This window comes from Adlercreutzia sp. ZJ154 (assembly GCF_011039055.1).
Lineage (GTDB): Bacteria > Actinomycetota > Coriobacteriia > Coriobacteriales > Eggerthellaceae > Adlercreutzia_A.
This window is the reverse complement of the sequence record NZ_JAAKEF010000004.1, coordinates 73243-85471: the sequence shown is the minus strand read 5'-3', so window position 1 is coordinate 85471 and position 12229 is coordinate 73243. Positions and strand designations below refer to the sequence as shown.

8 protein-coding genes are annotated in these 12229 nt (G+C 49.8%); 5 read left to right on the top strand and 3 right to left on the bottom strand.

What is annotated here, in order from left to right; genetic code table 11:
• The first annotated feature begins 194 nt into the window (after positions 1-194).
• From G7Y37_RS03075 to G7Y37_RS03065, 3 genes are all read left to right on the top strand, one after another.
• Positions 195-1220: a hypothetical protein gene (locus G7Y37_RS03075; RefSeq protein WP_165061630.1), complete on the top strand. Its 1026-nt coding sequence runs from the start codon at positions 195-197 to the stop codon at positions 1218-1220.
• 35 nt (positions 1221-1255) lie between these two features.
• Positions 1256-2167, top strand: coding sequence for a hypothetical protein (locus G7Y37_RS09280; RefSeq protein WP_165061627.1), 912 nt, complete (start codon positions 1256-1258; stop codon positions 2165-2167).
• A gap of 113 nt (positions 2168-2280) precedes the next feature.
• Entirely contained in the window at positions 2281-6570 is a 4290-nt protein-coding gene (locus G7Y37_RS03065) for a hypothetical protein (RefSeq protein ID WP_165061624.1), read from the top strand.
• A gap of 18 nt (positions 6571-6588) precedes the next feature.
• Here the strand turns inward: G7Y37_RS03065 and G7Y37_RS03060 are convergent, their stop codons facing one another.
• Complete coding sequence (locus G7Y37_RS03060; protein ID WP_165061725.1) at positions 6589-7509, bottom strand: NAD(+)/NADH kinase; 921 nt, start codon at positions 7507-7509, stop codon at positions 6589-6591.
• Positions 7510-7607: 98 nt separating this feature from the next.
• Between G7Y37_RS03060 and murJ the strand changes: the two genes are divergently transcribed.
• Positions 7608-9233, top strand: a complete 1626-nt coding sequence (gene murJ, locus G7Y37_RS03055) for a murein biosynthesis integral membrane protein MurJ (protein ID WP_165061621.1) — start codon at positions 7608-7610, stop codon at positions 9231-9233.
• Positions 9234-9442: 209 nt separating this feature from the next.
• On the opposite strand, the gene G7Y37_RS03050 is transcribed toward murJ, so the two are convergent.
• Positions 9443-10351 carry a site-specific tyrosine recombinase gene (locus G7Y37_RS03050; protein ID WP_206214074.1) on the bottom strand — a complete coding sequence of 303 codons (909 nt, stop codon included), beginning with the start codon at positions 10349-10351 and terminating at the stop codon, positions 9443-9445.
• A gap of 36 nt (positions 10352-10387) precedes the next feature.
• Here G7Y37_RS03050 and G7Y37_RS03045 point away from each other — a divergent pair, with 36 nt between their 5' ends.
• Complete coding sequence (locus tag G7Y37_RS03045) at positions 10388-10573, top strand: hypothetical protein (protein WP_165061618.1); 186 nt, start codon at positions 10388-10390, stop codon at positions 10571-10573.
• On the opposite strand, the gene G7Y37_RS03040 is transcribed toward G7Y37_RS03045, so the two are convergent.
• Entirely contained in the window at positions 10570-12174 is a 1605-nt protein-coding gene (locus G7Y37_RS03040) for a CTP synthase (RefSeq protein ID WP_165061615.1), read from the bottom strand. The genes G7Y37_RS03045 and G7Y37_RS03040 overlap by 4 nt on opposite strands.
• Positions 12175-12229: the final 55 nt, after the last annotated feature.

Sequence of the window (12229 nt, the reverse complement as noted above, 5' to 3'; positions counted from 1 at the left end):
ACAGTGAGGGCTTCTGTGACGTTTCAGATTGGCGCGAAAGACATGCACCGCACGCCTCTGTGCGGCGGTGTATGGCTTGAACGCCAAGGTGAAATGTCACAGAAGGTCGCAACGTCGGCCCGTTCCGGACGCCGATAGGCGTGCGGAACACAAAAAGCAGGACGAAATGGCTGATAACTAAAGGAGGAAAAGCCATGAAGAAGACTAGTAAGGTTTTGAGCGCTATAGGGCTTAGCGCTGCGCTGGCTGTAGGAACCGCACTGCCGGCATTTGCTGTTGCACCAACAGACCCGTTCGACGAGATAGGTGAAAGTACTGAAGATAATCCTGCACCAAAGGTCGATGAATACGGTCAAGTGGATAATGGTGCAATAGAAAACTTTAAAGACAAAAACGATGGTGACGATGTAGAAAAGAAAGAAGCTACAGCAAGCACGGAAGCATATCTGGGTGCTGTCACCTATCAGATAGATGCAACGCTTCCTCTGAAGATAGTTATGGTGGGAGATATGGGTGGCGGTAACCTAATGACTCCGCACCCGGGTATTTATACCATTACCAACAATAACGATCAGGCTGGTCTTGTAGTTACTAACATCGCAACTGAATTGTATGCAGGCAAAACTATTGCAACTGACATTACTTCAGTTGACTGGTTACCAAGTAAGTTGGCATCTGACGGAAAATCTGATGGCGTACAGGAAGATCCAAGTACTTTTAGCGCAAATATAAAGAATCCATCTGATGTTAGTGGTAGTGACTTTATTCAGACTGCTAGTGCAGTTTCTGCAAATTATGGCATTATTGAAGCTAATATGACTGCAGGTTATTTTGATAGTAGCGCTCCTCATTCTAATGCTACTGAAAAGGCAGCTCGCGAATTTGTAAAAACCGAAAATGCTGTCAATATTGTTGGCAGTGATAGTACAAATAATATTGTATCGACAATGAAATCCGTTCCTGTGGCATATACCATTCCGCGCGAGGGCAACAATAGCGATAAAGTTACAGTTAGCGGGAGTGAAAAAGTATTGGCTAATGAGTTAGGTCTACGGCTTGATGCAGCCAATTCGAAGCTACTAAATTATAACGAGAAAACAGGATTTGTTCAGGCTTTCACAATTACGTTCACCGTGCGTGCGCCGCAATATAACGCAGATATGGCGGATGGTAATCCTGACGGTTTCTTCGATCAATGGAATATGTACAAAAGCGCATAAGCCACTAACGCCCTACAACAAAAGGAACACTCGATATGGCACCGAATAGCAATAACTCGCAAAACCCTTACAACGACCCAAATCTTGGGGCGACGTGCGGCGATGCGCAAAACGGTGCCACTAGGGTGCATGGCTATGGCATGGGGAGAGGCGCTAATCAAGCGCCTCAACCCGGCTCTTTGCCGTATGGGTATCAGCCGCAGGCAGGTCAGCCGCAAGCAGGTGGTCAGCCCTACGCTGGTCAACCTAGCGCCGCCAATCAGCCCTACGCTGGTCAGCCACATGCGGGTCAGCCCTATGCGGGTCAACCCTACGCTGGTCAGCCGTACACACAGCAAGGCAGTGCAGCGGCTTATCAGCAGTACGCGCCGCAGTATGCGCAGTACATTGCAGCGCAACAAATGGGCTATCAAGCGCCGACCACAAGTCAAACCACAAACGACAACGGCAAGAAACGCAAGCGCGGACCCGTATTCTGGATTGCAATTGTGGTGGCAATACTTGCTGTTATAGCGGCTGTGATTATAGGCATGCAAATGTGCAACGGCGGCAAAAATCGTGCGGGCGATTTAGGTCAGCTAGAAGGCAAAACAGCCGACGAAATTCAGGCAGAACTTGATAGAACTGTAGATGAGGGAATGTTCAACATATCCATTGCGTCAATAGTGCAGTTCCAAGATGGCACAAGCGCAGGCGAAATAAAAATAGAAAATGTGCCCGGAAACAGATATTTGATGCAGGTTGTTTTAACGCTAGACAGCGATGGACAGCAAGTGTACGAAAGCGGAATTATAGAGCCGAACCACCACATACAAAGCGACAAGCTGGCTGTAGATTTGCCCGCGGGCACTTACCCGGCAACAGCCACTTTCACAGCGCTAGACCCTGAAACCGAGGAAGAAATAGGGCAGGCTGCGGCGAAAGTAACGCTAGTGGTGCTGAGTTGATTGCTCGTCATTCCAAACAAAATTGGTGGGCGTGGCATCTAGTTTAAGCCAGACCTATCGCGCGTAGGTTTTGTTCGGAATGGCGATCTAAAGGGATTTGCTGGGAAAGGGATTTGGAAAAGGAATTCGCTATGAAATGCTTCACGAAAAAGATTCTGAGCGTGTTCGTTGCGGTGGCACTATGCGTTGGCATGGTGCCAATTATTGCGAATGCGTCCACGGCGGACGGCTTGGACAAAACTGCCGACGAACAGGCTGTAGACGACAGCTTTGGCAGCGTAGGCGGCAACTCGGTTGAGGAAACGCAGCAGCAAATTGACGAGTTTGCTGCCTCGCCATCGAATGCGGGTAGCACGCCGGCGGGTGCCGAGAAGCATGACCAAATTTCCACAACAGCATACATTGCAGCCACCGAGCTTGGTTTTCGGTTCACCCAGATAAGCAACGACGTGGTGTTTACGGGCGCGGATACGGAAACGTTGCAGTTCAGCACCGAGGGCGCGTCGCTTTCCGGCGATAAATATTTGTACAGCTATGTTTGGTATGTAGACAAAAACGACGGTGCGGGCGCAACGGAAATTACCCGCGCCTCTACATTCGACGGCACCGACAAAGATGGCAAGCACACCTTCGAGCTGCCTATAAGCAGCGCTGGTATGCAGCCAGATGACGTATGGACATACTGGTTAGAGGTAACAAACGATGCCGGTTCGCTTTCAAAAACGCTGAACGGCGAGGCGGACACTAGGCGCGTAGTTAGCGTTTCTTATAATCCCGAATTGCGCACACAACCGCTGTATTGGAACAAAACCGACAGGCAAGACGCAACTGAGGATAACTACATATGGAAAGCTGAAGGCAACATTCTAAAGGAATCTATTTTAGATGTGGACGAAGTTGCTGCCAGCAAAGAAATGGGCGATTTTGCAACCGGGCTTGATGCGGTAATAACTGAGGGCTCGGTGTGGCTTCCAAAAATTGTGAACGATTCAGAGAAAGACGTATATAGCGACACGCTTGCGCTGACTTATGACATATCTGGTTATGCTGTAAGTGATGATGGTGCCTCGGGCGCATCAATTTTGGATACTGTTAGCGCTTTAAGCGATAAGTCGCCCGAAAACATAGCCAAAACGCTTGACGCGGCGGGCGTTCATCTGCTGTGGCAAAAAGACGCGGAAACAAGCCCTGTGCTGGCATCTTCCGATGCAAGTTTAGATGGTGTTCAATATGTATATGAAAACGCAGTATCGGGTAAGCCGGCGCGCGTTGTTGCAGTAATTGGTGTGCCTGCGGGTGCGGGTCGCGTGTTTGGCACTTTCGCGCTAACTCATAAGGTTGTAAAGCCAAGTGAAGACGATGTTGCGTTTACATTCACGCCTGAAGTAAAGGTTGAAGGTGCTGCTGAAGATGCCGAAACCGATGGCAATGTGGTGCTGCCTGCCGAGGGCTATAAGCGCAATTTAGGTGCGACCGATGTTCAGTTCACCATGCATCCAAACATTAGTGCCGAGCCGCCGTACTACGTTAGCAATGTTGCAATCTTCAAAGGCGGCGCAGGCGCGGGCGGCGCGGGCACGGGCGGCGCAGGCGGCACGGAAATTTCGCTTACCCCCGAGCAGCTTACTATTCAGGGCAATGTAATCAAATTCGCCAAACTAAGCCGTGAAATGTTCGGCTTAGATGCAGACGACATTTCATGCAATATAACTGTGCAGGTTACTTTTGCGAAAAAGGCTGTCGCACCCGAAAACCCCGATGAATTGGTCGATGTAGAAATTATTAAAACTGGTGAAGAGCCAGATTTAAGTCAGGTGATGGTTTTAGTAGGCGGTGCGGAGGTTGCGCCTAAAGGCGGTTCTGGCAATACGTATCAAGTCCCCAAAGATGGCGCGTTTCAGCTTAGCTTCAACACCGACAAGGGTAAGCGCGTAGAGTCGGTTACGGCAACTCCCGTGAACCCGGATGGCAGCTTAAACGATGCAGATGCGAAAATTTACACTGTAGATGGCGACAACCTGTCCATTTCCAACTATTCAACGCCGCTTCAAATTACAGTGAATTATGTGGCAGGAACTATTGTGGTGCCCCAGCATACAGTTAGCGTTATGCAGGCTGGCGACACGAACCCTGTAGCGCTTAGCGCAGGCAGCGTAAATGGCGGCACCGGACCGTTCACCGTGAAAAACACCGATAACATAACTTTGAATGCTGCGCCGAATTTGGGATACGAAATAACGGGCGCAAAAGCCACCTTTGCTAGCGGAAACATTGTTAACTATTCCGCGGAAGAAGCGCCGTCTATTACATTGCTGAATGTTGTTGAAGATGTTGAGGTGGTGTATAGCTTCCGCGCGCTCGACTACAAAATAGACGTTGTGGTGGATGGCAACAGCACGCCCGATTCAAAAGGCAATGTGAGCGGCGGCGATTCTGCGGGAGATATAGTTGCCACTATGCCTAGCGTTAAAGGCGGTCAGACGTACATTTCCCACGACAACCAGCTTGTAATAAAAGCTTCGCCCAACAGTGGCTTCGATATCAAAAAAGATGCGGGCGGCAACCCTGTTATAACCCTGAAAGGGGAAAACGGTAATGTGTTAGACGTTACGGGCAAGCCTGCAGGTGATGGATATTCGTTTAGTGTGGGTTTGACCGAATTGCTGTCTAGCAACATTATCAGCAGTACCACGCCCGATGCCGCCCAAGAAATTGAGGTTCTTTACAGCTTTGAGCGCGTGCCTTCTTCGGTCAAAAGTTTTGTGGTAGAAACGAAAGTTGAGGGCAATGGCGGCAAAATAACGCCTACACAAACTGTAACTCAGGATGCTGATGGCGTTGCGTCGGCGCGAGTATATTTCTATCCGGCAGAGGCGCAAGATGGTAAATATTGGGCTGTAGATGCCGTTACGGTAGATGGCTTGGACGCAGCATCTTCCGACGCGGCGAAATATGGCGATGTATCTAGCGTAGATCTTACCGGCAAGCGCCCAAATATAGTTTTTGAAAACCTAACCGCTGACCATACGGTAGTTGTTAAGTTCAAGCAGGTTAGCGAAGACCCGGGCTATGACAGCAGCACCGAAATAAGCGGAGACGTGGGTGGTAACGGAGAAGGAACCATTACCGGCGGCGGTAGCGATGTCCCCGTTTGGAGTGGTGACGGCGACACATCGAACGACTTTGACGGCGAAGGTGATGGCGATGGTCGCGATTGGACCGCAATTCCCAAGCCCGGCAAAAATGAGGATGGCACATATAACGTAGTAGACAGCGTAGTTGTAAATGTTGACGGCACCGACTTCACCATTTACTGGACAGATCGCAGCCAGCCGGCAACAGGAGATGGGTTTAACCCGCACGACTATGTGTTATCGCCCGATGGGCTTGATAGGGAAGGCGCGGATGCGGATGGCTTGTACACGTACTACTATCCGAACAAGGAAGGCGCTACTACCATCTTCACGTTCGATCCCGTTACAAAAACGGTTAACTTTTTGCGGCTGGGGAATAGTGTTAAACCGCAGTTCGGAATAGAAAAAGCACGCCAAATACAGGTAGTTATAGATACTGGTGGCGGTGAGGGCATAGCCACGCATGGCGGGGTTTATTCGTGGCTTGTGGGCGATAGTGGCGCAGAGGATTTAATGATTGTTATAACGCCCTTAGAAGGTAGCGACTTAGATTATGTGCGTCTAAACGATAGCGAAGTGCCCGATGGATGGCTTGAAGACCGCACAGAAAGCGGGCTTTCTGAGAAAGGCAAGCAAACACTTGCTAATGCGGAAAACAAAAACATACGCGTTGCTTCCGTAACGCCGCAGGTTAATGAAAGTCGCTCTATAGCTGCACTGTTAAGCGGGGCTGAATATGCTTACGCTGACGAGGCGCAGGTGAAGCAGAAATTGTACGAGCTTACTGTTCCGTCAAAGAATTTGCGCGAAATGACAGACGATTTAATTGTGCATGTGCGATTCAAGTTGATGGGCGAGGATACTTTTACCCTTGTAGCTAGCGTGGCTAATGACAATTATGGTTCTATTGTTGAAGAGTCTGTGCAGTCTGTGAAGCGGGGAGGCGAATTTACATTCCATTTCAAGCCTAAGAATGAAAGCTGGCGCGTGGCTAACATTGTCGTTGATGGCAAAAAGCAAGATTGGAATATGTCTTCTTACACGTTTAGCAACGTGCAGGCAGACCATACTTTAGTTGTAGAGTTTGGACCGGTGCCGTATTCGGGCAGCAATACCAAGGCTTCGCGCGAAATACGTCGTTTGCAGGCGCTAGCCAAAACAGGAGACTTAAATGCGCCTGCATGCACGCTTCTTATGGCGCTTGCATGTGGAGCGGCTGGCGTAGCGGTTCTGTCTGGCAACCGTAGCCGCCGGCGCAAAGAAGACTAGCGCGTGTTGATAAGCCAGCTATCCTGCAAAGAAAGTTTTTGCAGCATAGTTGTAGAAGTGCCCTGCATCGGCGTATAGCAAGTTGGTAGGAGTGCTGCCTTTGCGTATGTAGACGCGCTTTATTGGGCATTCAGTTTCAAGTAGGTCGCCATCGGCTAATATGGTGGCGGCCTGCGCATCTACATCGCGCAGAAGTTCTATGCACACAACATCGTTAGGGTTAGTTACCACCGTGCGCGCCGATAGCGTGTGTGGCGCTATGGGTTGTGCGATAAGCCCGCTAAAGCTGGGTGCTACAAGCGGTCCGCCCGCAGCTAGTGCATATGCGGTGGAGCCAGTTGCGCTGGCAACCACTATGCCATCGCCGCCGAAATTTCCAATGCGGCTATCCGATATATCTAGCGCAAATTTTAGCGTGCGCCCCATAGCGCCGCGCGTAATGGCAATTTCGTTTAGTGCGAAAAATTCGCGCTCGCTGTTGGGGCTGCTGTTAGGGCTGCTGTTAGGGCTGGGCGTGCTATCTATATAGGGGTCGTTTTCGCCTTCGCACACCACTTGGCATACTAGATTGGCGCGTTTTTCGCATAGCAACTCGCCAACAAGCGCGCGCGACGTTAATTCCACAACACCAACTTCAGCGCTGTTTGCCAAAAAACCTAAGTGACCAAAATTAATTCCCAAAATGGGCGTTTCCTTATTTGCCAAAAGACGCGCTGTTCGCAAAATTGTGCCGTCTCCACCTAAAACCACAGCTAAGTCGCACGATTGCACAGCATCGCGCGCGGCAAGTTTTCCCTGCGTAGCGAAGTCTTTGCTATACAATTCGTCCGACGATAAAGTTGTGTAGTCAATTTTTTGCGACATGAAATAAGCCACCAGTAACATGGCTGCATCTATTGCATCTTTATTATTGCTGTTCTGCACTACTAAAACATGCATGTTGCACCTCTCGCTTGTAAGATAGCTAAGCGCATTTTGTATAGATAACATTATAAGCGTGGCTTATCTGAGTGCGTATACTCAGGTATCATATAAGCATGTCGCAAGCCGATGAAATATCTAACGGTCCAAATATAGGCACGTCGGCTGCCATAATAAGCATCTGCACCATAATTTCGCGTATAACTGGGTTTGCGCGCACGTGGGCTATGGCATTTGCGTTGGGCGCAACGTTTTTATCCAGTTCGTATCAGGTGGCGAATAACCTGCCAAACATGCTTTACGAGTTGGTTATGGGCGGCATGCTTACCACAGCTTTTCTTCCGGTATACATGTCTATTAAACGCAAGATGGGGCGAAGTTATAGCCGCAGATATGCGTCGAATTTGCTAACGATAGTCGTTCTTTTAATGGGCATACTTTCGCTTTTGTGCATTTTATTTCCGGCGCAAGTTATATACACGCAAACGTTTTTCTCAAATCAAGAGGAAATGTCTACATCGGTATTTTTCTTCCAATTCTTTGCCGTACAGTTGGTATTCTACGGTGCATCTTCCATTATTTCTGGGCTGCTAAACGCCAACCGCGACTATATTTGGGGCGCTATTGCACCTGTGTTCAACAATTTGGTGGTTATTGTTACATTTATTGCATATGCCTTTGTGGCACCAGAAAACCCCACATTGGCGCTTTATATAATTGCTATAGGCAATCCTGCGGGCGTTGCTATTCAGTTGTTTATTCAGCTTCCGGGTTTGCGTCGCAATGGTATTGTGCTTAAACCTAGGATCGATTTTCACGATCCGGGCTTAGGGGAAACTATAAAACTTGGTGTGCCGGCGCTGCTGAATACCTTTATAGGCTTTGCAGTAGTGTCGGTTGGGAATGCGGCGGCGTATACGTTTGCCGATAATGGACCTAGCGTTATAGCGTATTCGCGCCTTTGGTTTACGTTCCCGTATTCGTTTTTGGCAATTCCTGTGGCTACTGCTATGTTTACCGAGCTTTCAGCCATGCAAGCCGACGGCGACACTAAAGGTGTTGTGCGCGGCATATTAAGCGGGTCAAGCCAAATATTCTTCCTTATGATTCCCTTCGCGATGTATCTTATTGTGTTTGCAAGCCCGCTTGTTGGGTTGTATCGCATAGGCGCATTCACCGGCGACGCTGTGTCGCAAATTGCCAGCTATTTAGCTGTTATGGCTGTTGCGCTGCCATTTTATGGCGTGAATACATACATTCAGATGGCATTTTCCAGCATCCGCAAGATGACAGTGTGCTCGGTTATAGTTTTTGTGGCTAGTCTTTTGCAAATTGGCGTAATTTTGGCTTCTGTATTTTTGCGCGACACTCTTGGTCTTAGCATGGAAATGATAGCTGTTGGTACCATAGTGTCTTACCTTGTGGGCGATGTTCTATCTTTTGCGTATTTGTGTCGTTTTTACCGTGGCGAAATGCATATGCGCTGCGTGTATGTAGCGTGCGTGCGCGCGTTTGTTGTGGGGCTTGCTGGCGCTGTTGTTGGTGGCGCTGTTTACTATGCGCTTGATACGTTTGTTTTTGCGGCATCTGGAAATGTGCTGATTACCTTTATATATGTAGTAGTTGCAGGCTGCGCGGCTCTGGTGGTTACGTTTACGCCAGCAGTAAAGCGCGATTGGCATGAGGCTGCGTTTGTAACTAACATCTGGAACAAGGTGTGCAAGCTGTTCCGTAGGCGCTAAAGTTGCTACTTATTCCTTCCAAAGTAAATTTGGAAACTGTTTTTGGTCAAAACTTCCGACTTTCCACGGTCGAACACACCTAATAGCACCCGCCGAGGCGTCATTGAACACTGTTTGCCCAGTGTTCTCCATAATTCAAGCTTGCTATTGACCATCTTCACTGTGGAAAGCCGGAAGTTTTGACCATTTTTTCTAAATAAATGCACTAATTAAGCGCGGGGGTGGGCAGCGTAGTATTCCTCTTGCAGATGCGTGCGGTCTATATGGGTGTAAATTTGCGTGGTTGATATATCGGAATGCCCCAACATTTCCTGTATTGCGCGCAAATCGGCACCACCTTCAAGCATGTGGGTGGCAAACGAATGGCGAAGCGTATGCGGATGAAGCCCTTCAATGCCTACGCCTTTGCCCGCATTCGCAACTATTTTATGAATGCTTTGGCGGCTTATTCGTCCTCCGCGGGAATTTAGAAATACCGCACCGGCATCTTCGGGGCGCAACGTTTTTGCCTTCATGCTAAGAGGCGTGCGACCGTTTTCGATATATTCTGCTAACGCGCGCGCCGCCGCGCCTCCTATAGGCACAATGCGCTCTTTTGAGCCCTTGCCGAACACCCGTAAGAAGCCTTCTTCCAAAAACGCATCGCGTAAATTCAGGTTTGCCGTTTCGCTAACGCGCAAGCCGCATCCGTAAAGCACTTCAAGCATGGCGCGGTCGCGCAAGCCAGATGGCGACGGTGCATCCATCAGATCAAGCATTGCGCATACTTGCGATATTGTTAGCACGTCGGGTAGGCGCGCGGGCATTTTGGGCAGCGGAATTGCCGATGTGGGATTTACCTGCGTGAAGTCTTCGCGAATAGCAAATTTATGCAGCGCTTTCACAGCTGCCATGCGCCTTTTGCAAGTGGCTACGGAATAGCCCTGTTTCATAATGGAGGCTTCAAAATCTAGCACGGCGGCGCGATCTATATCTTGCAGATGCGTAATCCCCATTTCACGCAGATGCTCTTCATAAAGTGCAAGGTCGTGGGAATAATTCTTAACCGTAAGGGGAGATGCTCCGCGTTCTATGCGCAGAAACGAAATGTATTCCTGAATAAGTTCGTTTATCTCCATGCGCTAAGTTTAGCGCACAGCAGCGGTGCGTGGATAATGCGGTCGCGCGGCGGTGCCGTGTTGCTAATGCGGTCGCGCGGCGGTGCTGTACGGATAATGCGGTCGCGCGGCGGTGCCGCTGCGGCTAGCATCATCGCGCAACAGCGGCGTCGCGTGGCTAACACCATCGCGCAACAGCGGCGCACGCTAACCCCGTCGCGCAACAGCGCCGTTGCGGCTTAATTTGCTTGGTGCGCTATGGCTGCCCCCACGAAATCGCGAAATAGCGGATGCGGTCTGTGCGGACGACTCTTAAATTCAGGATGCCCTTGGCTAGCCACAAACCAGACATGTTCGGGCAATTCCACCATTTCCACTAGGCGCTCGTCGGGCGAAAGACCACTTATAACAAGCCCCGCACTTGTAAGAGCATCGCGAAAAGCATTGTTTACCTCATAGCGATGGCGATGCCTCTCATATACCAGCGCCTCTCCATATGCCGCCGCTGCTTTTGTAGACGGCATAACCTTACACGGATACGACCCAAGCCGCATAGTGCCGCCCTTGTCTTCCACATCTTCTTGCTCGGGCATTAAATCTATAACGCAGTTGGTGGCTTCTTCGTCAAATTCGGCAGAAGTTGCGCCTTCAAGCCCTGCTACATTGCGTGCGAATTCACATACTGCCGCTTGCAGCCCCAAACAAATTCCCAAATATGGAATGTTATTTTCACGCGCGTAGTGCGCAGCAGCTATCTTTCCTTCGAACGCGCGCTGCCCAAAACCGCCCGGCACAAGAATGCCATCCATCTGACCTAATGTGTCGGCAGCATTTGAGTCGCTTAGCGTTTCGCCATCTACCAAGTGCACGTTTACGTGCTTGCCATGCGCAACGCCTGCGTGTCTTAGTGCCTCTATAACCGAAAGATACGCATCGGGAAGGCTTACATACTTGCCCACCACGGCTATGTCAACTTCTCCGCTGCAGCGCTGCGCGGCATCTAGGAAATTGCGCAAATCGGACAGGTCGGCTCTGTGGGGAGAAAGCCCCATACGATTTAGCACCATTGCATCGAAGCCCTGTTCGTATAAGCTTATCGGCACCTCGTAAATGCTGGGCGCATCTACGCATGCCAGCACTTCTTCGGGGTTAACGTCGCAAAACAGCGCTATTTTTTCGCGCACAGAATCGCTTATTTCGTGGTCAGAGCGACACACTATGAAATCGGGTTGCACCCCAAGGCTGCGCAATTCCTTAACGGAGTGCTGGGTGGGCTTCGTTTTTACCTCGTGCGCGGCAGCAATATAGGGAACCAGCGTAACGTGTATAAACAAAACATCGCCCGGCGTGTTTTCCTTTTTGAACTGGCGCGCCGCTTCTATAAATGGCAGGCTTTCGATATCGCCTATGGTGCCACCAATTTCAGATATAACAATATCGGCACCCGACTGTTCAGCTATGCGGCGCAGGCGCTCTTTTATTGTTTCAGTTACATGCGGAATTACCTGCACGGTGCCACCCAGAAAATCGCCCCGACGTTCGCGGCTTATCAAAGTTTGATATATGCTGCCCTGCGTAAAATTGCTTTCGCGAGATAGGTTTTCGTCGATAAAGCGCTCGTAGTGTCCAAGGTCTAGGTCGCCTTCGTGCCCATCTTCAGTAACGAACACTTCGCCGTGCTGAAAAGGGCTCATAGTGCCCGGATCAACATTTAGATACGGGTCCATTTTCTGCATAGTCACTTTGTAGCCGCGCGCCTTCAACAGATGCCCCAAAGACGCCGCCGTAATTCCCTTCCCAAGCGATGAAACTACACCGCCGGTAACGAAGATATGCTTGGTCATATTCTTCCAATCCTTCGCTGCCTTCGCCTTATTTTGCGCGATTGCACACACATAT

Bases quoted from the DNA above. Each gene is read 5' to 3' on its own strand.
- murJ (WP_165061621.1), top strand. From the start codon at position 7,608: ATGTCGCAAGCCGATGAAATATCTAACGGTCCAAATATAGGCACGTCG.
- G7Y37_RS03045 (WP_165061618.1), top strand. From the start codon at position 10,388: ATGCGGTCGCGCGGCGGTGCCGTGTTGCTAATGCGGTCGCGCGGCGGT.
- G7Y37_RS03050 (WP_206214074.1), bottom strand. From the start codon at position 10,351: ATGGAGATAAACGAACTTATTCAGGAATACATTTCGTTTCTGCGCATA.
- G7Y37_RS03040 (WP_165061615.1), bottom strand. From the start codon at position 12,174: ATGACCAAGCATATCTTCGTTACCGGCGGTGTAGTTTCATCGCTTGGG.
- G7Y37_RS09280 (WP_165061627.1), top strand. From the start codon at position 1,256: ATGGCACCGAATAGCAATAACTCGCAAAACCCTTACAACGACCCAAAT.
- G7Y37_RS03075 (WP_165061630.1), top strand. From the start codon at position 195: ATGAAGAAGACTAGTAAGGTTTTGAGCGCTATAGGGCTTAGCGCTGCG.
- G7Y37_RS03060 (WP_165061725.1), bottom strand. From the start codon at position 7,509: ATGCATGTTTTAGTAGTGCAGAACAGCAATAATAAAGATGCAATAGAT.